The sequence below is a fragment of the Pseudoalteromonas sp. ABV4_021 genome (assembly GCF_056159365.1).
Genome location: NZ_JBSWVB010000001.1, coordinates 1,869,132 through 1,891,631 on the forward strand (window position 1 = coordinate 1,869,132; position 22,500 = coordinate 1,891,631).

General features: G+C 42.6%; 15 protein-coding genes, 1 tRNA gene and 1 pseudogene. 6 read left to right on the forward strand and 11 right to left on the reverse strand.

All coding sequences use genetic code 11. From position 1 onward, the window contains the following. Positions 1–2: 2 nt before the first annotated feature. The 9 genes and pseudogenes from pnp to ACXAFE_RS08870 form a co-directional block, all read right to left on the reverse strand. The gene (pnp, locus tag ACXAFE_RS08830; protein WP_475151430.1) at positions 3–2,144 is read right to left on the reverse strand and encodes a polyribonucleotide nucleotidyltransferase; all 2,142 of its coding nucleotides are present in this window, start codon (positions 2,142–2,144) and stop codon (positions 3–5) included. Between the two features lie 325 nt (positions 2,145–2,469). Then, positions 2,470–2,574: pseudogene (locus tag ACXAFE_RS08835) on the reverse strand (30S ribosomal protein S15); the annotation flags it as partial. 103 nt (positions 2,575–2,677) lie between these two features. After that, positions 2,678–2,944 carry a 30S ribosomal protein S15 gene (gene rpsO / locus ACXAFE_RS08840; RefSeq protein ID WP_010559791.1) on the reverse strand — a complete coding sequence of 89 codons (267 nt, stop codon included), beginning with the start codon at positions 2,942–2,944 and terminating at the stop codon, positions 2,678–2,680. Between the two features lie 129 nt (positions 2,945–3,073). Continuing rightward, the gene (gene truB, locus ACXAFE_RS08845) at positions 3,074–4,012 is read right to left on the reverse strand and encodes a tRNA pseudouridine(55) synthase TruB (RefSeq protein ID WP_475151436.1); all 939 of its coding nucleotides are present in this window, start codon (positions 4,010–4,012) and stop codon (positions 3,074–3,076) included. Further along, positions 4,012–4,410: a 30S ribosome-binding factor RbfA gene (gene rbfA, locus ACXAFE_RS08850; protein WP_010559789.1), complete on the reverse strand. Its 399-nt coding sequence runs from the start codon at positions 4,408–4,410 to the stop codon at positions 4,012–4,014. Before rbfA ends, truB begins: the two co-directional genes overlap by 1 nt. Before the next feature lie 93 nt (positions 4,411–4,503). Further along, entirely contained in the window at positions 4,504–7,158 is a 2,655-nt protein-coding gene (gene infB, locus ACXAFE_RS08855) for a translation initiation factor IF-2 (protein ID WP_475151440.1), read from the reverse strand. Positions 7,159–7,182: 24 nt separating this feature from the next. After that, on the reverse strand, positions 7,183–8,682 hold the full coding sequence (gene nusA / locus ACXAFE_RS08860) for a transcription termination factor NusA (RefSeq protein ID WP_475151443.1): 1,500 nt from the start codon (positions 8,680–8,682) through the stop codon (positions 7,183–7,185). 35 nt (positions 8,683–8,717) lie between these two features. Further along, a complete protein-coding gene (gene rimP, locus ACXAFE_RS08865; protein WP_010559786.1) occupies positions 8,718–9,173 on the reverse strand; it encodes a ribosome maturation factor RimP in 456 nt (151 codons plus the stop codon). Positions 9,174–9,394: 221 nt separating this feature from the next. After that, a tRNA-Met gene (locus ACXAFE_RS08870) sits at positions 9,395–9,471 on the reverse strand. Between the two features lie 295 nt (positions 9,472–9,766). Here ACXAFE_RS08870 and ACXAFE_RS08875 point away from each other — a divergent pair. From ACXAFE_RS08875 to ACXAFE_RS08885, 3 genes are all read left to right on the forward strand, one after another. Beyond that, positions 9,767–10,540: a delta-class carbonic anhydrase gene (locus ACXAFE_RS08875; protein WP_475151445.1), complete on the forward strand. Its 774-nt coding sequence runs from the start codon at positions 9,767–9,769 to the stop codon at positions 10,538–10,540. A gap of 298 nt (positions 10,541–10,838) precedes the next feature. After that, positions 10,839–11,741: a DMT family transporter gene (locus ACXAFE_RS08880; protein ID WP_475151448.1), complete on the forward strand. Its 903-nt coding sequence runs from the start codon at positions 10,839–10,841 to the stop codon at positions 11,739–11,741. After that, the gene (locus ACXAFE_RS08885; protein ID WP_475151450.1) at positions 11,734–12,456 is read left to right on the forward strand and encodes an SIR2 family NAD-dependent protein deacylase; all 723 of its coding nucleotides are present in this window, start codon (positions 11,734–11,736) and stop codon (positions 12,454–12,456) included. Before ACXAFE_RS08880 ends, ACXAFE_RS08885 begins: the two co-directional genes overlap by 8 nt. Here ACXAFE_RS08885 and ACXAFE_RS08890 read toward each other — a convergent pair. Then, positions 12,453–14,390, reverse strand: a complete 1,938-nt coding sequence (locus tag ACXAFE_RS08890) for a RecQ family ATP-dependent DNA helicase (RefSeq protein WP_475151452.1) — start codon at positions 14,388–14,390, stop codon at positions 12,453–12,455. The two genes, ACXAFE_RS08885 and ACXAFE_RS08890, sit on opposite strands and share 4 nt — an antisense overlap. Positions 14,391–14,507: 117 nt before the next feature. On the opposite strand from ACXAFE_RS08890, the gene ACXAFE_RS08895 reads away from it, so the two are divergent. The 3 genes from ACXAFE_RS08895 (at position 14,508) to ACXAFE_RS08905 (ending at position 17,871) form a co-directional block, all read left to right on the forward strand. Further along, positions 14,508–14,879: a nuclear transport factor 2 family protein gene (locus tag ACXAFE_RS08895; protein ID WP_475151455.1), complete on the forward strand. Its 372-nt coding sequence runs from the start codon at positions 14,508–14,510 to the stop codon at positions 14,877–14,879. A 45-nt stretch (positions 14,880–14,924) separates the two neighbouring features. After that, positions 14,925–15,410: a DUF1543 domain-containing protein gene (locus ACXAFE_RS08900; RefSeq protein WP_475153601.1), complete on the forward strand. Its 486-nt coding sequence runs from the start codon at positions 14,925–14,927 to the stop codon at positions 15,408–15,410. A 331-nt stretch (positions 15,411–15,741) separates the two neighbouring features. After that, entirely contained in the window at positions 15,742–17,871 is a 2,130-nt protein-coding gene (locus tag ACXAFE_RS08905) for a S8 family peptidase (RefSeq protein WP_475151459.1), read from the forward strand. 371 nt (positions 17,872–18,242) lie between these two features. On the opposite strand, the gene ACXAFE_RS08910 is transcribed toward ACXAFE_RS08905, so the two are convergent. Beyond that, positions 18,243–22,385 carry a two-component regulator propeller domain-containing protein gene (locus ACXAFE_RS08910; RefSeq protein WP_475151461.1) on the reverse strand — a complete coding sequence of 1,381 codons (4,143 nt, stop codon included), beginning with the start codon at positions 22,383–22,385 and terminating at the stop codon, positions 18,243–18,245. Positions 22,386–22,500 lie beyond the last annotated feature (115 nt).

Here is a 22,500-nt window from a genome sequence, read left to right on the forward strand (position 1 = left end):
ACTTATTCTTCTGATGCTTTTTCTTCAGCGTTTGCTTCAGCTGGTGCATCGTCTTTCTTAAGCGCTTCTTTAATGCTTAGACGAACACGGCCTTGGCGGTCAACTTCAAGTACTTTAACTTGTACTTCATCGCCTACTTTTAGGTGATCAGCAACGTTGTTTACACGCTCTTCACTGATTTGTGAAATGTGAACTAGTCCATCTTTACCTGGTAGTACATTAACAAATGCACCGAAGTCCACGATACGAACAACTTTACCAGAGTAGATAGTACCTACTTCTAGTTCAGCAGTTAATTGCTCAACACGTGCAATTGCAGCGCGTGCGCTTTCGCCATTCGTTGCAGCAATTTTAACTGTACCGTCATCTTCGATTTCGATTGTTGTACCCGTTTCTTCAGTAAGTGCACGGATTGTTGCGCCACCTTTACCGATAACATCAGCAATTTTCTTAGGCGGAATGTTTACAACGTAGATACGCGGTGCAAACTCAGAAAGTTCTTCGCTTGGCTTGTCGATTGCTTGGTCCATTACAGAAAGAATGTGCATACGAGCCGCTTTTGCTTGGTTAAGCGCGATTTGCATGATTTCTTTGTTGATACCTTCAATCTTGATATCCATTTGTAGTGCAGTTACACCTTCTGATGAACCCGCAACTTTAAAGTCCATATCACCTAAGTGATCTTCATCACCTAAGATGTCTGAAAGAACAACAAAGTCGTCGCCTTCTTTCACTAGACCCATTGCGATACCAGCTACAGACGCTTTAGTTGGTACACCTGCATTCATAAGCGCAAGTGAAGTACCACACACTGATGCCATTGAAGAAGAACCATTTGATTCAGTGATTTCTGAAACCACACGAACTGAGTACGGGAATTCTTCAAGGCTTGGCATTACTGCTGCAATACCACGCTTAGCTAGGTTACCGTGACCGATTTCACGACGCTTAGGAGAACCTACAAAACCCGTTTCACCAACACAGTATGGAGGGAAGTTATAGTGAAGCATGAAACGATCAGTCTTAGTACCTGTTAGGTCGTCGATCATTTGTGCGTCACGCTCTGTACCAAGTGTTGCTGTTACAAGTGCTTGCGTTTCACCACGAGTGAAGATGGCTGAACCGTGAGTACGTGGAAGTACACCCGTCATTACGTCTAGTGCACGAACCATGTCTGGTTCACGACCATCGATACGCTTTTCGCCAGCAATGATGCGGCCACGTACGATTTTCTTCTCTAGAGAACCGAATAGTTTACCAACTTCTTGTTCGTCTAGTGATTCGTCTTCAGCTAATTCTGCAGTTAATTTTTCAACTACTTCAGCTTTAGCAGCTGAAATCGCTTCTTTACGCGCTACTTTGTCAGTGATTAAGTAAGCTGCACCTACTTTTTCTTCTGCAATTGCTGCAATCTTATCAGCAAGTGTTACGTTCTTCTCTGGTGCTGTCCAATCCCATGCTGGCTTACCCGCTTCAGCTTGGAATTCTTTGATAGCTTGAATCGCCGCTTGTGATTGCTCGTGGCCGTAAACAACCGCGCCAAGCATCACGTCTTCAGAAAGCACTTCAGCTTCTGATTCAACCATAAGCACTGCGTTTTCAGTACCTGCAACAACTAGGTCTAGTTTACTTTCAACTAGCTCAGTTGCTGATGGGTTAAGTACGTACTGGTCATTGATATAACCAACGCGCGCTGCACCAAGTGGACCATTGAATGGAATACCTGAAATAGCTAGCGCTGCCGAAGTACCGATTAACGTTACGATGTCAGGCTTGATTTCTGGGTCAATTGAAACAACCGTTGCAATTACTTGTACTTCGTTTACGAAACCGTCTGGGAAAAGTGGACGGATTGGACGGTCAATTAGACGTGCTGTAAGTGTTTCGCCATCGCTCGGACGACCTTCACGCTTAAGGAAACCACCAGGGATACGACCAGCAGCGTACATACGCTCTTGGTAGTTAACTGTTAGTGGGAAGAAATCTTGACCAGGTGCCGCTTCGCGCTTACCTACTACTGATACAAGTACTGCTGTATCACCGATGCTCGCGATAACTGCTGCATCTGCCTGACGAGCAACTGCGCCCGTCTCTAAGGTCACTTCATGTTGACCAAACTGAAATTTTTTAATAATTGGTTGCATTAAAAAATCCTTTATTTTGTATAGCTATTTGAATAACACCAATTACAGTAGTTAATCGTATTTGACGATAAATTAAGCGAGCAAAATCGATTAACTACTACAATTGGCATCAGTTTATTAAGTGAATGATTTAGCGTTGTTTAGCACCAAGCATTTCACTTGTGCGCTAGTATACTGCATAGCGCGAAAGATGGTAGTGTCGCAGCGTAAAAAAGCAGCCTATGTCATGCTTTTTTATGCCAAATGGCAAGGCGTTAATCTTATATATTGTTAAATTTCAGACACAAAAAAAGCAGCCGAAGCTGCTTTTTTGGCATCAAAGTGATTAGCGACGTAGGCCAAGCTCTTTGATTAGCGCTGAATAACGCCGGACGTCTTTACGCTTTAGGGTGTCAAGAAGCGGGTTTATGAAAGTACGTTGACTTACAAGCACTACTCTTACTTCTTTGAATGAAGCTTTATTTTAAAACGTATAAACACGAATTTCAGACACAAAAAAAGCAGCCGAAGCTGCTTTTTTGGCATCAAAGTGATTAGCGACGTAGGCCAAGCTCTTTGATTAGCGCTGAATAACGCTCAACGTCTTTACGCTTTAGGTAGTCAAGAAGGTTACGACGTTGACTTACTTTGCGAAGAAGACCACGACGTGAGTGGAAATCGTGCTTATGATCAGCGAAGTGACCTTGAAGCTTGTTAATATCGAAAGTTAAAAGTGCAACTTGTACTTCTGGTGAACCAGTATCGCCTTCAGCGCGTGCAAATTTAGCAACGATTTCAGCTTTTTCTTGAATGCTTAGCATTGTTAGACTCCAAAATTTAGTGAGTTAATTGAATTTACTTTAGCCGATCACTAATTCAGCCAAAGCGTTTAAGCTGGCGTATTCTACCAGCATTTAAAATTACTACAAGTAGCAGTAAATACTTTATTGCTAAGCGTTAGATAATCCACGCTTAGACTTAAGTTGGCCGTCACTATTGCGTTCACCAATGCCCATAAAGCGGTTGTCGCTTTGACGGATGACTTTAAACTCACCGTCGGGTAGGTTTGGCATAGTTGCCGCTTGACCATGACTAAACGCTTTCGCCTGACCATCGGTTACCATCACTTCTGTCATACCATGTAATGCGGTATCCATTGGTAACAATAATGGATCAAGCTTTTCGCTTGGTGTGATGTCATTTGCTTTGGCGTCATCAAGAATCGCCTGCAATTCGTCAAGCGTCATCATTTGTTCAGCCGGATAATGACCCACGGCACTGCGATGCAGCATAATAACGTGTGCGCCACAGCCAAGCTTTTCACCTAAATCGTCAACAATAGTGCGAATGTAAGTGCCTTTACTCACATGCGCGGTCATTTGAATTTCATTATTGTCAAAATCAACTTCGTCTAGGGCTAAACTAAACACGTTGATTTTACGGCATTTACGCGGAACCTCGATGCCTTGTCTTGCGTAGTAATATAAAGGTTTGCCTTCATATTTCAGCGCCGAGTACATCGATGGGTATTGGTCTGATTCGCCTTCAAACGATTTCACCGCATCAACTAACTGCTGCTTAGTGATATTAACTGGCTTAGTTTCAACAATTTCGCCATCTGAGTCTGAGGTGTCAGTGCGTTCGCCCAACTTAGCACGCACTACATAGGTTTTGTCAGTGTCTAACAAAAACTGTGAAAACTTGGTCGCTTCACCAAAACAAATTGGCAACATGCCTGTTGCCAGTGGATCAAGTGCACCGGTATGTCCTGCTTTTTGCGCAAAGTAAATGCCCTTGGCAATTTGCAGTGCTTTACTTGATGAGATGCCAGTTGGTTTGTTTAACAGTAAAATGCCGTCAATAGCACGACCTTTTTGCCTACGCCCCATTAGTCTTCTTGACCTTCTTGCGGTTCATCGCCACGCTTTTCGTTGTCGTCGCGAATTACTTGATCAACTAAATTCGAAATGCGCATACCTTCTAATAATGAAGTATCCATTACGAACTTAATTTCAGGCACAATACGTGCGCGAATACGTTTACCAAGTAATGAACGTACAAAGCCCTGTGCTTCGCCTAAAATTTTCATGATCAATTTTGACTTTTCTTCGTCGTGATCATTAAGCGTTGTAACAAACACTTTGGCGTACGATAAATCACGTGATACTTCTACTGCGCTCACAGTGATCATACCAAGACGTGGATCTTTAATTTCACGTTGTAAAATAAGTGCCACTTCTTTTTGGATCTGTTGACCCACTCTATCTGTACGAGAAAATTCTCTCATAAACTTTTCTTATTCCTCTTAAATACTATTTGAGAAAATAGCATAAAGGGGGCATAAAGCCCCCAAAGAATTATCTAATTATTGAAGTGAAAGTTACAGGCTACGCTGAACTTCAACAACTTCAAATACTTCGATTTGGTCACCAACTTTAACGTCGTTGTAGTTCTTAACACCGATACCACATTCCATACCGTTACGAACTTCTTGAACGTCATCTTTAAAGCGGCGTAGTGATTCAAGTTCACCTTCGTAGATAACAACGTTATCACGTAGAACACGAATTGGGTTATTGCGCTTAACAAGACCTTCAGTAACCATACAACCAGCGATTGCACCAATTTTCGGTGACTTAAACACGTCACGTACTTCTGCAAGACCAATGATCTCTTGCTTGAATTCTGGTGCAAGCATACCTGACATTGCTTGCTTAACTTCATCGATAAGGTCATAGATTACGCTGTAGTAACGTAAGTCTAGGTTTTCGCTATCGATTACTTTACGTGCTGATACATCGGCACGTACGTTAAAGCCAACAACGATTGCGTTTGACGCTGCTGCAAGTGTTGCATCAGTTTCAGTGATACCACCAACACCGGTACCAACAATCTTCACTTTAACTTCATCTGTAGAAAGCTTAACAAGTGCATCAGAGATTGCTTCTACAGAACCTTGTACGTCTGCTTTAAGTACGACGTTCACTTCAGACACATCACCTTCGGTCATGTTAGAGAACATGTTTTCAAGCTTCGCTTTCTGCTGACGTGCAAGTTTCACATCACGGAATTTACCTTGACGGTAAAGTGCAACTTCACGTGCTTTACGCTCGTCTTTAACAACTGTTGCTTCATCACCAGCCGCTGGCACACCTGAAAGACCTAAAATCTCAACAGGGATTGACGGACCCGCTTCTTTAATTTCTTTACCATCTTCGTCGCGCATTGCACGAACACGGCCGTACTCTAAACCACACAGTACGATATCGCCTTGCTTAAGCGTACCCGCTTGAACAAGTACAGAAGCAACAGGACCACGACCTTTATCTAGACGTGATTCAATCACCACACCCGATGCCATGCCTTCATGAACAGCTGTTAGCTCAAGTAGCTCTGATTGCATTAGAATTGCTTCTAATAAATCATCAACACCAGTACCTACTTTCGCAGAGATATGAACAAACTGTACATCACCACCCCAGTCTTCAGGGATTACATCGTGCTGTGAAAGCTCATTTTTAACGCGATCTGGATCAGCGCCTTCTTTATCGATTTTGTTCACTGCAACAATCAGTGGTACTTCAGCTGCTTTCGCGTGCTGTACCGCTTCGATTGTTTGTGGCATTACGCCATCGTCTGCTGCAACTACAAGTACTACGATATCCGTTGCTTTCGCACCACGTGCACGCATTGAGGTAAACGCTGCGTGACCCGGAGTATCTAGGAAGGTGATCATGCCGTTGTCAGTTTCAACGTGGTATGCACCAATGTGCTGTGTAATACCACCGGCTTCACCGTCTACTACGTTCTTAGAACGGATGTAGTCAAGTGTTGATGTTTTACCATGGTCAACGTGACCCATAACAGTAACAACTGGTGCACGTGGCGCTTGTTCGCCGTCTGCACCACGATCTGAAAGTACTTTTTCTTCCAGTTCGTTTTCTTTAACCAATACCACTTTATGACCCATTTCTTCAGCAACAAGCGATGCTGTTTCTTGGTCTAGTACTTGGTTAATTGTTACCATTTCGCCCATCTTCATCATGGTCTTGATAACTTCAGTACCTTTAACCGCCATACGAGAAGCAAGTTCTGCTACTGTGATTGTTTCGCTGATGCGAACGTCACGCGTTACTTCTTGCGTTGGCTTTTGGAAACCGTGCTGCAGTGACTGAGGTGCTTTAAGCTTGCCTTTTTTACCTGCTTTACCTTTACCACGTGGTGCAGGTGCATCTTCTTTTTTCTTTTTCTTCTTGCCTGAACGACGTGCAGTCTGCTCTTCTTTCATGTCAGACTCATCTTCAGCAAGACGCGCTGCTTCAGATGAAGTGCTGTGGTAATCCGCCGTTTCTTCACGACGTTTACGCTCTTCTTCTTCCGCTTTCCAGCGCGCTTCGTTTTCTTCTGCTAAACGCTTTGCTTCTTCTTCAGCACGCTTTGCTTCTTCTTCAACTTTACGCTTCGCCGCTTCTTCAGCTTCGCGTTGAAGACGCTCTTCTTCCGCTTTTTCTTCAGCGGTCATCTTAGGTGCTTCAGGTGCTTTTGCTTTTGGCTCAGCATTCGCTTCTGCTTTTGCTTTACGCTCAGCTTCTTCTTTTGCTTTGCGTTCTGCTTCTTGCTTCGCTTTCAATTCAGCCTCTTGCTTTGCTTTTAACTCTGCTTCTTGCTGTGCTTGTTGCTCAGCTTCGATACGTGCCTGCTCTGCTGCTTGCTCAGCCGCCTGCTCTTCTAGTGCACTCTTCTTAACATAAGTGCGCTTTTTACGTACTTCTACTTGCACTGACTTTGCTTTACCTGAGCCACTTGGCACACTTAATGTACTTTTGCTCTTACGCTGTAACGTCATGCGCGTTGGTGCACTTGTACCTTCACCACCATGTGCGCGGCTTAAATGATCTAGCAACTGATTCTTTTCATCTTCAGTAACTTGATCTGACGGAGATTTCTCAATTCCAGCGTCTTTAAACTGTTGCACTAGTTTATCAACAGTTGTACCTATGTCGCTGGCGAGTTTATCAATACTTACTTCTGCCATTATTTACTTTACCTCCGTCAATAATTATTCGTCGCCAAACCAGCAAATATTACGTGCAGCCATGATTAGCTCACCCGCTTGTTCTTCGCTTAGTTCAGTAATGTCTACAAGTTCGTCCACACCTTGCTCTGCAAGATCTTCAAGGGTAACTACACCTTTGCTCGCCATTACGAATGCGAGGTGACGATCTAGGCCTTCTAAGCCCAATAAGTCTTCTGCCGGCTCTGAACCTTCTAGAGACTCTTCTGTTTTAAGTGCTTGCGTAGTTAACGCAGCCTTTGCGCGCTCACGAAGTTCTTCAACCGTTGCTTCATCTAAACCTTGGATTTCAAGGAATTCAGCTACTGGCACATACGCTACTTCTTCAAGTGAAGAGAAGCCTTCTTGAATTAAGAACTGTGCGAAATCATCATCGATATCCAGACCTTCAGTGAATAATGAGATCAGCTTGTCTGACTCTTCTTCATTTTTCTTCTGCATATCTTCAACTGTCATTACGTTTAGTTCCCAGCCAGTTAATTGGCTTGCTAAACGTACGTTTTGACCATTACGGCCAATCGCTTGCGCTAGATTATCGGCTTCTACTGCGATATCCATTGAACGCGAATCTTCATCAACAACAATTGACGCTACCTCTGCAGGTGCCATTGCGTTAATTACGTATTGCGCTGGGTTATCATCATAAAGCACAATATCAATTCGTTCGTTTGATAGCTCAGTTGAGACGGCTTGTACACGTGCACCACGCATACCCACACACGCACCTACTGGATCAATACGCTTGTCGTTTGACTTAACCGCAATCTTGGCACGTGAACCTGGATCGCGCGCTGCAGATTTAATTTCAATCATCTCTTCGCCAATTTCTGGCACTTCGATGCGGAAAAGTTCAATAAGCATGTCAGGCTTAGAACGCGTTACAAATAATTGTGCGCCGCGTGCTTCTGGCTTAACTGCATAAAGTAAACCACGTACACGGTCGCCCGGACGGTGGTTTTCACGTGGTAACATGTCATCACGGTAAATTACCGCTTCCGCGTTATTACCTAAATCAAGTACGATTGCATCACGCGTTGCTTTTTTAACAACACCGGTGATCATCTCACCTTCTTGATCTTTGTATGCTTCAACAACTAGTGCGCGCTCAGCTTCACGTACTTTCTGTACGATTACTTGCTTCGCTGTTTGTGTTGTAATACGGTCAAACTTAACTGATTCAATTTGTTCTTCAACAAAATCGCCAAGCTGGATTTCAGGTTCATCAACCTGCGCAGCTTCAAACGTAATCTCGCGGAAAGGATTCTCTAAACTGCCGTCTTCTTGTGGCTCTACCACCATCCAACGACGGAACGTATCGTATTCACCTGTTTTTTGGTCGATACTTACACGTACGTCAATATCACCTTCGTGCTTTTTCTTTGTCGCTGTCGCTAGTGCGAACTCTAGTGCTTCAAAAATTTTATCTCGTGGTACTGCTTTTTCATTCGAAACAGCTTCTGCCACCAAAAGTATTTCTTTTGCCATCTTCTTGCCTCGCTTGCCCTATTCCTTTCGCACGATTAAAACTTAGCGATGATGTTCGCTTTTTCAACATTCGATAACATGATCATACAATCCGTACCGTCGATGTTAAGCGTAATCATATCGCCATTAACCTGGGTTAAGTCGCCTTTAAAATTGCGGCGACCGTCTTGTGGAAGCTTAGTGCGTAAGCGCACTTCTTCACCTGTGGCTTTAACAAAGTGTTCTGGTTTAAATAATGGTCTGTCAATGCCTGGCGAAGATACTTCCAAGTTAAATTCATTCGTTATCGGATCTTCAACGTCTAAGATAGCGCTAATTTGTCTGCTGACATCGGCACAGTTATCTACATTTACGCCGTTTTCATGATCGATATACACGCGCAGCGTCGAATTGCGGCCCGCTTGCGCCAACTCTAAGCCCAATAATTCAAAGCCCATATCTTCAATGGTAGGCTCAAACATCGCTATTAAATCTTGTTCGAGTTTAGTCACAACATCTCTCCGTACAAACAAAAAAAGGGCATATGCCCCAACTTCTAGCGTTTCAGATACAACAACGCCCCGAACCAAGCGGGGCGTCACATCAAAAACTAATCTGTGTGGCCGTTGGCCAAGCTTGGTGCGGGTCGAAAACCAAATTAGGCAAATACTCTTTGCCTAAACGCAAAACGCGCATTAAGTAATGCGCGCAAGTTACAAAAGTAACAGGTAGTTGGTTGCGGGAGCCGGATTTGAACCGACGACCTTCGGGTTATGAGCCCGACGAGCTACCAGGCTGCTCCATCCCGCGCCAATGACTACTTAATTAGTCACGCAGTGCACGACTAAAAATATGGTGAGGATTATAAGCTTCCATAAGTCAATAAGCAACCTCTTATCAAGCTTTTATTGTTGCGATAATGTTAAATAAAAAACAATTAAAAAAATCATTAAATTCACAAAAAGCCATAAACGCCGTGCTACACTCGCGCTCCCCTGAAAAAGAACCATACGTTGCCACCACCGCCTATTTGCCAAAAGCCAATGCTTTTGCAGCGGTATAAGTGCGTTACGTATGCCGACACAACTTTTTAAGGGAAACCATAATGATAAAAAAAGCACTTTTTTCAGCCATCGCATTAAGCTTCGCCACGACAACACTTGCCGATACCTGTGAGGGCTTTGGTCCGCAAACACCACGCGATATTGATAACCTAGCTGGCGAAAATAAAGTGATTTTCAGCAAAGCACCAGCTAAAGAACAGCTTAACTTATGTAATATCCACTTCCATAAAAATGCCGAACACAAAGCAAAAGATTTTTCTTTATTTGCAGGAGACGGTAAATATGGTGGTTACCAATGTAATGTATCAAAATCACTTAGTGCCGCTGAATTAAAAGCGCCAAAAGGTAAAATTTGTAAAGGCTTAAAACCGGGTGACACCATTGAAGTGCACTGGGTACACACCTCATGTGATGTTAAACCGGGTAAAGGTTTAGGTTCATGTTTAAGTGAAAAATGTGCAAACCCAGACCTACGCGTAGAAACTCAAGTATTTACCTTAGTAAATGATGACGATGCACTAGATTTTAACGACTTAAGCTACGACGGCAATGTCGTTAACGGTTATCACCAAGCTAAACATATTCCACATAACACGGGTGCGCCAGTTGAGTTTTTAGGTTCAACTACAGGCCCAAGCTTTAGCGAAAAGTCATGTTCACCACTTCAAGTTACTTGGAATGTGCGTCCACAATGTGCAAAGCTGAACATCAACACTATAGGTAAATGGTGTGAAGCGAATGTATTTGAAGAAGATCACGCGCATGGCGTGCGTCAGTTAGTAACCAATCCGACGTTATTAGCGCCAATTAACTAAGTTTTAGTTAAACGCTTACATAGCTTGTTACATTTGTTTTATAAAGGGTAATTTAATTACCCTTTTTTCTGCTTGACTTCATACCCATTCCAAACGACTCTATAACTTCTTAAACGAATACTTACATTGAAAACAAATGACACTCTTTAACTCGCATCTAGTATGGAATACATGGCAGGCCAACACGGTCAATGCCCTGCTACGTCGTACTTAACGCGGTTAAATGATTTAACCGCAGGTAAAAGCGGTTAGTCACTCCCCCTCACTTCTTTTATCTGCCAAATTTAGGAACGCTATTATGCCTGTTAAGGTATCGTATTTTTTTGTCGTGCTAATTTGGTCAACCACACCGCTTGGCATTGTATGGAGCAGTGATTCTATTCCACCCACCATGGCGGTATTTTTGCGCATGTTAATCGCCCTAGTACTCGGTGCATTTGTTATGGCGATTGCGAATATTCGCTTACCCTGGCATGGCAGAGCGATAAAGTTATACGCCTATTCAGCACTTGGCATTTATGGCGGCATGATGCTCAGTTACTTTGCAGCGCAGTCAGTGCCTTCTGGTGTTATCTCACTGGTGTTTGGCCTTGCTCCGATTTTATCGGGCTTGCTGGCGCAGCGTATTTTAAATGAAGCCAAGTTTAGCAAAGTAAAAATGATTGCCTTAATGTTGTCGGTGTTTGGTTTAGCCTTAGTGTGTAAAGGTCAACTCGCTGGCGGTTCGGTATTTAATGTGGGTCTTTTGTGTGTACTCGCTGCGGTGTGTTTCTTTAGCTTAAGCGGTGTGATGGTAAAAACCGTAAAACTGGCTATTCATCCAATGGCAACCACCTTCGGCGCACTTATTATTGCAACGCCTTTATTTTTTATCACTTGGTTACTGGTGGATGGTACCTTTGCGCCAAGCAGCTGGAGTCATCGTGCCATCGCCTCAATTTTATATTTAGGTGTATTTGGTTCGCTACTTGGCTTTTTGGCGTATTTTCATGTGTTACAAAAGTTAGAAGCCAGCACGGTTGCCTTGATCACACTTATTACACCGGGATTTGCCATTGCACTGGGTACACTGTTAAACAATGAACCTCTGTCCCTGTCATTAATTATTGGCGCGGTGATTATTGTCACTGGTCTTGGTTTATTTCAATTTGGCGATAAACTACTTAAAAGCAAAAAAAGAAGCGCGTTGCGATATGACTAATACTTTATATATCACAGGAGCAGGGGTTAGCAGTGCCAGTGGTATACCGACCTTTCGGGGCGAAGACGGTTTTTGGACCATTGGCAGTAATAATTACACGCCACAAGAGATGGCAACCCGCGCCATGTATCAACATAATCCGGCGGAATTTTTAGCTTGGTATTACACGCGTTTTGTAACTTACCGCAACCACGGCCCTAACAAGGCACACTATTGGCTAGCTGACAAAAACCTAATCACGCAAAATATTGACGGCCTTGATGGTAAAGCGGGCAATCAAAATTACATTTCAATTCATGGACGCATTGATCACGTTACGCTTTATCATGAACAAGGGCCTGTTGTTGAACGTTTTAACGCGCCATGGCATGACGTAGACGAGCAAAATCTTAAAGCGTCGTTACTCGATATTTTTAAGATTTCGAAACACGGGCCAGAGCTCGATGTGTCACTAAAACCTTATGTTTTACTGTTTGATGAGTTTTATACCGATTTATACCAAATCACTGAGGCGCAAAACCGCATGTATAACGCCGATAAAATGGTGTTTATCGGCACCTCGTTTAGTGTCAACATTACACAAATGGCGCTCGAAGTGGCACGTCAAAATGCTATTCCAATTGAAATAGTTGACCCCAATCCCGCTCATGTATTACATAGCGATGTCATTTATCACCAAATGACGGCGCTAGAATACATTGAAAAAGTAGGCTAGCGATTTCGCGCTACTGCGCTTTTCACCAATTCAAATGGCAGGGTATCGTATACCGCATACCCTGCCATTTTCGACGCTTTTACTTTAGTGAACACAGGTTGTGTTAAGCCTGTTAAGAATCGTGCGGCTAACGTATCGCTTAATTCAAACCCTTGCCCATTTAAGGCAATATCTAACGGTGCTAGATAATCGTTAATTTGATTTTCTACGAGCTGCTTTTGCGTATCGATGTAATTCAATTTAGCTGTCTGCCCACGGCACACACTGCAGTGCCCGCAGGTGTTTGGTGCACCTTGGTCATCAAAATAGCGCGCCAAATTGTAACTTAAACACGTGTCTAACTGAAAATAGCGCAACATGGTGTTGATACGCGCCACTTCGCTTTTTTCATTACTCGCAAAATAATCTGTTAGCTGACTAAGCAACTCATTATTATCTAATAAACTAGAATTAACCGCATAAACATCAACAAGCTGTTTGCTTTCCAGCTCAATATCGCCCTGCTCATGTAAATACTCAAGTGCCGACAACACCCGCGAGCGGTCAAGCCCTGATTGCATCGCAAACTCGCTAACATCTATGCTGCCCCACTTTTTCTTAAAGTCAGTTGCATCAAATAACTGGTTTAAAAATGCTTGTCGCTCAGGATTAAATTTAGCTAATACGCTTGCTTTATCCAATTTGAAAAAATAGCGGTACTCAGCAAAATAACTGTACTTGGCGGTTAGTAACCCTAACAACTCACATTGCACCAGCACCGTTTTTAACGTTAACTGACGAATATTGGTCGTCTGCGACAGTGAATAAATTTGGCACTGCCATAAATTATCTTGGCTTTGCTCGCGAATGTCGTTAAAAAATCGCTGCAAACTTGTGGCTTCTGGCGTATCGCCGTAGACAAAGTTTTCAAGCGTAGTTACATCATCTAGATTGCCCAATACGAAGCAATTAGATGGCTTACCGTCACGCCCCGCGCGGCCAATTTCTTGCGAATAGTTTTCGATTGATTTCGGTAAATCATAATGCACCACAAAGCGAATGTCGCTTTTATCAATACCCATACCAAAGGCAATGGTTGCAACAACCACTTGATTGTTGCTTTGCATAAATTGGTTTTGAATCATTTGACGTTGCTCAGCACCAAGGCCTGCATGATACGCAACCGCATTAATCCCCTGATTAGCAAGCATAGTTGCCACAGACTCTGCGGTTTGCTGCAACGTCACATACACAATGCCACAACCCTGTTGTGACTTTACAACATCAAATAGTTGCTGTGTTTTTTGCCCCGCTACTGCTGGGATCACCGATAAATCGAGGTTATGACGATAAAAACCCGTTTGCACTATATGCTGTTGCTGGATTTGAAATTTAGCCGCCATATCCTGTTTAACTTTTTTTGTTGCGGTTGCCGTTAACAGTAATACCAGCGGAATATTCAATGCTTCACGGTACTGCGGCAACTTCAGGTAATCAGGTCTAAAATTGTGACCCCATTCCGAAATACAGTGGGCTTCATCGACCACCAGCATAGAAATCGCAACCGAGTTAATAAACTGCCTAAACCGTTCGTTTTTAAAGCGCTCTACCGACACCATAAGAATTTTAATTTCGCCCTGCCTTACGCGATTAACAACATCAAAGTAACTATCTTTATCAAGGCTAGAATCTAAACTTGCGGCTGCAATGCCTTTGCTATTGAGAAAGTCCACCTGATCTTTCATCAGTGCAAGCAAGGGCGATACCACTAAGGTTAAATGCGGTAACAACAGCGCGGTAAGTTGGTAACACAAAGACTTGCCTGAGCCGGTTGGAAATACAGCAAGGCTTGAATGGCCTGCTAAAAGCTGCGAAATGGTTTGTCCTTGTCCTTCGCGAAAAGCATCAAAGTTAAAGTGGTGTTTTAGCGCTTGCTGTAACTGTGTTTGATTCATTTGGGCTCACTGAAAAATAATAATGGGCTGGCAAGTACAAGTTTATCGCAAAATCATGTTGCGAAAGATAAAACTTTACTACAATCGCGCTCTTTGAGCTAATACAAGCAATTTACAATGACCTATTCAGAGATAGAACAACAAACCATTGCCATCGTTGATAAGCAACTTGATGCCTACAATAACCGTGATATTGATGCGTTTTCCGCGACCTACCACGATGACGTAGAAATTTATGCATTTCCTGGCGGATTGCAGTATCAGGGCAAAGACGAATTAATTAAACGTTATGGTGCTAAATTTGCCTCGCTAGTGTATTTAAATGCCACGTCGTTAAACCGTATTGTGAATGGTAGTTTTTTAGTCGATAAAGAGCGTGCCTCTAGCGCATCACAAGACCCAAATATTATTGATACCGATGTAGTGGTGATTGCGAGCTACCAAATTGAAGACGGTTTAATTAAACGCGTATCGTTTATGCGTGACTAAAGCCTTTAAAAACTAACAAAGGGGTTAACTGTGAAACGACTATTTATGGTGTGTTTAGGCGGTAAAGTAAGCGGCTGCAATATCGAAATGCATGATATTCGTTTTGTCGTAGGCGACACCATAGAACAAACGTTTAACGCGCTGAAGCAACAATGGTGTGGCGATAAAGCCAAGGTGCATATGGACAGCTACTGTGAAATAAAACACATTGACGGCTTTGAAATTTCGCTATTAGAGCACCCAGAGCCAAATCAACACACCCTGTTTTTTGTTAACTTAGGTGCGTATTACCCTGATCACATTATGGAGCAACACAGTTTTGAATTGATCGTGGCGCAATCACCCGAACAAGCAAAACAAATCGCGCTTTCGCGTGTGCCGAACAATTTATCTAAACCACATAAAGACCGTTTAATGGCGGTGGATGATTTGTTATCTGTCGACTTAATTGATGGTTTTTATATCAAATTAAGCTATTCAGGCGAGCGCCAAACAATCAAACCAAATTGGTTTGGTTACCACCCACTATAAATACGACTATTTTCGTAAAAACCACCTACTATTGCATTTAGGGCAAAAATTAACAAATATAATTCACATTTTTGATCTCATGGTTTTGTATTAATTTCATAAAAACCAGACAAATGTCCTGTCATGATAATTGTAAATCATTGAAATATAGCTATTAACATCCATTTACATAGCTAACCTAGGTGGCAGACAAGCAATCACCTTGCTTATAACCATTTACTATTAACTTATAGCTTTTTAGTAATTTATTAGTTTTTGTTTCACATTAAATTAACAATAGATCCTCATTTGGGTCCAAAATGGCAACATCACAATAATTCTAGGGAATACTATGAATAATAATAAATTACTAAAAAAGAGCTTATTAGCAACGCTAGTACCGCTCGCAATCAGCGCGAATGCAAATACATTAAGCGAACCTTCACAACTTGCTGAAGTACAAGCTAAATTAGTGGGTCAAGCTCAGCTTTCTACACAATTCATTATTAAATACAAAACGAAAACCGCTGCAAAATTTGCACATACTGCAGATACGCAATCTTTTGCACCGCGCGCTTCAGCACAGTCGTTTGTATCAAACTTCAAATCAAAGCTTAAAAAGCAATCTCGCTACGTGCGCCCTATGGCGATGCAAGGCCTTCACGTAGTAAAAGTAGACGGCAAGCTATCTGCACAAGAAACACAGCAATATATGCAAGACATGATTGCATCTGGTGATATTGAATACATTGAAATCGACCAAATGTTACAACCATTTGCTACGCCTAATGATCCGCAATATTCAGATCAGTGGCACTACTATGAAGCAAACGGTGGTCTTAACTTACCGAGCGCATGGGATAAAGCAACAGGTGCTGGCGTAACTGTTGCGGTACTTGATACTGGTTACCGTCCACACGCAGATTTAAATGCAAACCTACTGCCTGGTTACGATATGATTTCAAACACTTTCGTAGCAAACGATGGCGGTGGTCGTGATAACGATGCTCGCGATCCTGGTGATGCAACTACAACGGGTGAATGTGGTACAGATAGCTCAGGTCAACCAGTACCACGTTCAGATCAAAGCTCAAGCTGGCACGGTACTCACGTAGCGGGTACGGTTGCAGCAGTAGCAAACAACGGCGAAGGTGTTGCAGGTGTTGCATACGACGCAAAAGTTGTACCAGTGCGTGTACTTGGTAAATGTGGTGGTTTAACGTCAGATATCGCTGACGGTATTATTTGGGCATCTGGTGGCTCAGTTTCTGGCACCACAACGAATGCAAACCCAGCATCTGTTATTAATATGAGCTTAGGTGGTTCAGGTGCATGTAGCGCGACTACACAAGCGGCAATTAACACCGCCCGTGCAAATGGCGCGGTAGTTGTTATTGCAGCAGGTAACGATAACGATAACTCTGCGAACTACAACCCTGGTAACTGTTCAGGCGTAGTAAACGTTGCATCAGTTGGTCGTAACGGTGGCCGTGCATACTATTCAAACTATGGTGCAAATATTGATGTTGCAGCACCAGGTGGCGCACAGAGCTTTGCAAACGATCCTGAAGGCGTTCTTTCAACTTACAACTCAGGTTCAACAGGTCCAGGTAGCGACAGTTATGCATACTCGCAAGGTACATCAATGGCAGCGCCACATGTTGCCGGTGTTGCTGCGTTAATCAAACAAGCAAAACCGTCTGCTACACCTGATGAAATTGAACAGATCCTAAAATCAACAACGCGTTCATTCCCTGCTACATGTAACAACTGTGGTACCGGTATTGTTGATGCACTTGCTGCTGTAAATGCGGCATCTGGCGACACTACTACACCACCAACAGACGATAACGTGTTAGAAGATAAGGTTGCTAAAACTGGTCTTGCTGGCGCTAAAAACGCACAGTCGTTCTTCACCATGGAAGTACCATCTGGCGCAACTAACGTAACTTTCACGTTAGCAGGTGGCTCGGGTGATGCAGACCTTTACGTACGCGCTGGCAGCAAGCCAACTACCTCAAGCTATGAGTGCCGTTCTTGGAACTCAGGTAACGGTGAAACCTGTTCTATTGATAACCCAACAGCAGGTACTTATCACGTAATGCTAAACGCGTACTCAGCGTTCTCTGGCGCGTCACTAACTGGTGATATCACATCATCAACAACAGGTGGCACAAATGGTGGCGGCGGTTCAGTTGATAACGTATCAGCAAGTCGTGGCGCTTGGAGCCGTTACACAATTGACGTACCAGCAGGTATGTCAACGTTCACAGTAACGCTTTCCGGTGGCACAGGTGATGCGGATCTTTATATTCGCAACGGTAGCCAGCCAAACACGTCATCATACGACTGTCGTTCATGGAACGACGGCAACACAGAAACCTGTACTATTAACAACCCAGGTGCAGGTACATGGCACATTGGCGCATATGGTTACAGAGCATACTCTGGCGTAACCGTAGACGCTCAATACAGACCTTAGAAAACTCTCTGAAGACAACAAAAGGCCGCACATGCGGCCTTTTTTATTAAGTGTAGAACTAGATTTTTAAAAACGACTTCATACGATTTTTTAATGTATAAAGCCATCGTAAATTTACGCTTCGCATCCCTTAACTGAATGAGCTTAAGGGTCTGCTAATTTGCTAAAAATAAGTTCGCAATAAACGTGACTAATTAGAATCTGTGGTTGATTTAAGCAGATGAAAGCGCTCAAACGTATGTATCCATCTGCTTCTTTGCCCGAACCAAATATGCTAATAATATTCAAGGTAAGTGAGCCTAGTTAAGTATCTGATACATTGCTATTGTGGCATGCCAGAAAGTGATTATTTGTTCAGAATACACTCTACTTTATATTAATTTTGTTATACCAACCCAGTGCTTTAACTTACGATATACCGTTTCCTTCTCAATCGGTTTTGTCATGTAGTCATCCATACCAGCTGCCAAACATTTCTGCTCATCACCTTGCATTGCATTAGCGGTCATCGCAATTATGGGAATGTTTGCTGCACTTTTCCCTGCCTCGCCCGACTTAATTTTAGATGCAGTTTCATAACCGTCCATTTCCGGCATTTGGCAGTCCATAATAATTGCTGCATATTGGCTTGGTTTATCCATGGCTTTAAGAGCTGCTAACGCATCGTAGCCATTTGAGGCAACATCTGCACTCACCCCTAAGTTTTTCAAAACACTCAACGCGACCATCTGATTTACCGGGTTGTCCTCAACTAGCAATACATGTACGCCATTAAACATAGTGGTGTCTATATCATTTAAATTCGTCGACTGCTCACTTGCATCATCAGTGTGTTCAGATGAATTTTGCAGCGTATTTTTAAGGACTTTAATAAGGCCTTTTGGTGTTACGGGCTTCGCTAAAATCGCGCTAATATTACCCGCTTCACACGCATCACTATCGAATTGTTTATTAATTGGCGCCATCATAACTAGCTGTGTTTTATTCGTTTCCGTTAAGCGCGTTAATTGCTGTTTTAATAGGCCATTTTCATACAACTTAGCATCCATTAAAATCAAGTCGATATTTGCTAAATCATTGCTTACATGTGCCGTTACCTGCTCAGCTGAATTGGCAACGATTGTGTTTGCTGAACCGCTCTCTAAAATCTGTTTTATCACTTGGCAATTAGTTTTATTAGCGTCTGCAATCAGCACCGTTAAAAACTTAAATGTTAGGCCATCGTTTACCTTGCTTGGCTGTGCGATGTTTTTAACGGTGCAGGTGACGTTAAAACAGCTGCCCTCGCCTAATTTACTTGTAACCGTTACATCGCCGTGCAGCAGATTACAGAGTTTTCGTGTAATGCTGAGGCCAAGCCCAGTGCCACCGTATTTTCGTGTGGTCGATGCATCACCTTGACTGAATGCATCAAATAGCGAAGTTACTTTATCTTTGGCAATACCAATGCCGGTATCTTGAATCTCGCAATTAAACTGACTAAATCCAATTCTTTCAGAGTCACAAAGCTCCGCACGGATCACAATTTGACCTGACTCGGTAAACTTAACGGCATTACTTAAAATATTGGTGAGTATTTGGCGAATTCGCCCAGGATCAGAGTTCACATGACTGACCGAAATCGCGTTGATGTCTAAAATAACCTCAACATTTTTCAACTGTGCATCAAGGGCCACAGACTCTGCGAGTTTTTCGAGTAAGTTACGCAGGTCAAAATCAATGTATTCAAGCTCAATGCGATCTGCTTCTATTTTTGAAAAATCCAGAATATCGTTAATCAGCGTCAATAACGACTTTGCACTTGAACTGGCAATACTCACGCGGTGCGCTTGTTCGTCTGATAGTCTGCTGTCTTTTAACAGTTGCAGCATACCAATTACGCCATTCATTGGCGTGCGGATTTCATGACTCATATTGGCTAAAAATTCAGACTTTAACTTCGTTGCAGTTTCTGCTTTTTGTACGGCGAGTTTGAGCTCTTTGGCTTGTTGCTCAAGCGACGCCGTTTTTTCAGCAACTTGCTCTTCTAACGCAACTACAAATTGCTTTTGCCGAGATATCTCACCTTGTTGTAAGCGAGTGCGCAGATATATCATTAAAACAACCAGTGCACCGGCAAATAAAGTGTAAAGCGTATAAGCCCACCAGCTTTTGAAAGGCGAAGGCGCCACATTTAAGTCGATTGAAAGCAGCTCGTTACTCCATTTGCCTGCGCTGTTAGTTGCTTTAACTTGCAAGGTGTAGCTGCCGCCATCCAAATTGGTAAATGACGCAATATTATTGTTACCGAGCTCTATCCAGTTATTATCGTACCCTTCAAGGCGATAGGCATACTGATTTTTACTGGGTGCAGTAAAATCTAACACCGAGAACTCAAATGAAATAAAGTAATCTTGGTACGATAAGTCGATTTCTTTGACATAAGAATACGGTTTTTCGAGCTTTTTCTGCTCGCCCATTTTGCTAAACCCAGTCAGTACCACATTAGGTGATTTAACTTCGTTTTCTTCAACATCAGTATTGAAGTATTCAACCCCACGTTGGCTGCTAGTGAATAACGTATTGTTGGCACCCACAACCAAGCTGTTTGCGTAATAATTTGCCCCTAAAATCCCTTCAGTGCCATCATAGTTAACGACTTCATCAGTACTTGGGTTTAAACTAGAGATACCCTTATTAGTGGTGAGCCATAAGTTGCCGTTTTGATCATCTACCACAGCACGAATTAACGATGTAGCAAGGCCATTTAACACGCTGTAATGCTTAAAGCTTTGGCTATTGGGTTGATATAAGTTGAGACCTTTTTGCGTTGCTACCCAAATCGCGCCATTTTTGGCTTGGTAAATATCTTGTACGATACTACCTAATAAAGTTTGCTCGTCGGCTTCATCCATTTTGTAAACGCGAAAACGCTGTTTATCGGCCAACCACAAGTTTGCGCCATTGCCGGTGCCAACCCACATGTTGTTGTCGTTATCGCGCATTATTTTTAGTACTTCAGGATGCGATAAGCCGTTGTTTTCGTCTAGATGTGTAAAGGTTTTATGCGTTGTGTTGTATACGTATACACCATTTTTGTAGGTACCAATCCATAAGTTGCCGTGTTCATCGAGCGCTAACGCCCTTAGCTCTCTAAATTCTTGGTAATTTTCAGCGGTTTTAGGGTAGCGAATTATTTCCACTTGCCCAGTTATTAGATTGTATTTGGCAAGCCCTTGATCTTGTGCAACCCAAAGTAAATTGGTGCCTTGTTTTAATACAATGGGTTTTTCTACTGCACCACTATTCACCAAGCCATTTTCTTTAGTAAAAAGAGGACCTGAAATACGTTCTAAGCTTTTCGCCCGTACTTGCCATTTAAATAAGGCAGAAGAGGAAGCAGCAATAACCACATCGCCGTTTTCATCAACTGTTATGCCGTTTGGCGCGCTTAGTTGCGAGCTATTAATCGATTTAAATTTACGCTGTGGTGTCAGTTTAAAAATGCCGTGCACTTCGTTTGTAATCCAAATAACACCAAAAGAGTCCTCAAAAATAATGCGAAAACCATTGTTGTAACCTAAATCTAGCCGTTCAATTTGCTCTATATCGTTGTCATAGCGATAAATGCCTGTTGCTGTAACAAACCAAACAAACCCGTCTTGGTCTTCAATCATCGAATTTACTTGGCCAAGTGCTTGCTGATCACTATTTAAAATAGCGGTGAAGCTACCGCTATTTGGCTCAAACAAAAACGGACCATGTTGAGTAGCGACATAAAATGTTCCGCTTTTGGTTATTAGCATACTTCTAATTTCGTTGGCCCCAGTTGGAGTTTTATTATTTGGGTTTGGAAAGAAGTGCTTAAACTGCTGAGTGTTTTTGTTAAATAGGTTTAAGCCATAGCTGGTCGCTACCCACAGAAAATTGTCGTCTTTGTCTGCAATATCCCAAATACGGTTGTGAGATAAACTCGGCTCCGAGTCACCGGTTTTTGTAATGTGCTCAAATTGACCATTGCCCAGATATTTATTTAGCCCACCATCGTAGCTGCCAAGCCAAATAATGCCTGTTTGGTCGTGCAATAATGATTGAATGCGATTAGAAGATACCGAGTTTGCTTGCGATGCACTGTGTAGAAAGTTTTCAAATCGCCCAATTTTAGGGTCGTACAGATTAGCGCCGCCGCCCCACGTGCCAATCCAAATTCTGCCGTCGTTATCGAGCATTAAATTTCCCGCATCATTATGTGATAAGCCGTTTTCGTTCATTTTATTAAATTCAAACAATACAACCTTGCGACCATCAAATCGCATCACCCCATTTTCAGCGGTACCAAACCATAAAAACCCCTGATTATCTTGAACAATTGAATAAATTTCTGAAGACACAAAACCATCTTCAGTGCCCAGTTTTTTAATCGCATACTCGTTAATTAGCGACGACGATTGCCCATTAGCCAAGGCATTAGTCGCGCTAAGTGCGAGTAATGCGAATACTAACCAGATAACAAATACGGATAATCTCAGGTTCATGTCACTTTCAAAACTTAAAGTTATTAACAACAATAATAGACGTTAAATATTAAGACCTGTTGATTTTTGAAGATATTTTCATGAACACTTAATAGAAAAGGTAACCCCTCCTCTT

Coding starts and splice junctions, on each gene's coding strand:
- pnp (WP_475151430.1), bottom strand. CDS start 2,144: ATGCAACCAATTATTAAAAAATTTCAGTTTGGTCAACATGAAGTGACC.
- rpsO (WP_010559791.1), bottom strand. CDS start 2,944: ATGCTAAGCATTCAAGAAAAAGCTGAAATCGTTGCTAAATTTGCACGC.
- truB (WP_475151436.1), bottom strand. CDS start 4,012: ATGGGGCGTAGGCAAAAAGGTCGTGCTATTGACGGCATTTTACTGTTA.
- rbfA (WP_010559789.1), bottom strand. CDS start 4,410: ATGAGAGAATTTTCTCGTACAGATAGAGTGGGTCAACAGATCCAAAAA.
- infB (WP_475151440.1), bottom strand. CDS start 7,158: ATGGCAGAAGTAAGTATTGATAAACTCGCCAGCGACATAGGTACAACT.
- nusA (WP_475151443.1), bottom strand. CDS start 8,682: ATGGCAAAAGAAATACTTTTGGTGGCAGAAGCTGTTTCGAATGAAAAA.
- ACXAFE_RS08875 (WP_475151445.1), top strand. CDS start 9,767: ATGATAAAAAAAGCACTTTTTTCAGCCATCGCATTAAGCTTCGCCACG.
- ACXAFE_RS08880 (WP_475151448.1), top strand. CDS start 10,839: ATGCCTGTTAAGGTATCGTATTTTTTTGTCGTGCTAATTTGGTCAACC.
- ACXAFE_RS08885 (WP_475151450.1), top strand. CDS start 11,734: ATGACTAATACTTTATATATCACAGGAGCAGGGGTTAGCAGTGCCAGT.
- ACXAFE_RS08890 (WP_475151452.1), bottom strand. CDS start 14,390: ATGAATCAAACACAGTTACAGCAAGCGCTAAAACACCACTTTAACTTT.
- ACXAFE_RS08895 (WP_475151455.1), top strand. CDS start 14,508: ATGACCTATTCAGAGATAGAACAACAAACCATTGCCATCGTTGATAAG.
- ACXAFE_RS08900 (WP_475153601.1), top strand. CDS start 14,925: ATGGTGTGTTTAGGCGGTAAAGTAAGCGGCTGCAATATCGAAATGCAT.
- ACXAFE_RS08905 (WP_475151459.1), top strand. CDS start 15,742: ATGAATAATAATAAATTACTAAAAAAGAGCTTATTAGCAACGCTAGTA.
- ACXAFE_RS08910 (WP_475151461.1), bottom strand. CDS start 22,385: ATGAACCTGAGATTATCCGTATTTGTTATCTGGTTAGTATTCGCATTA.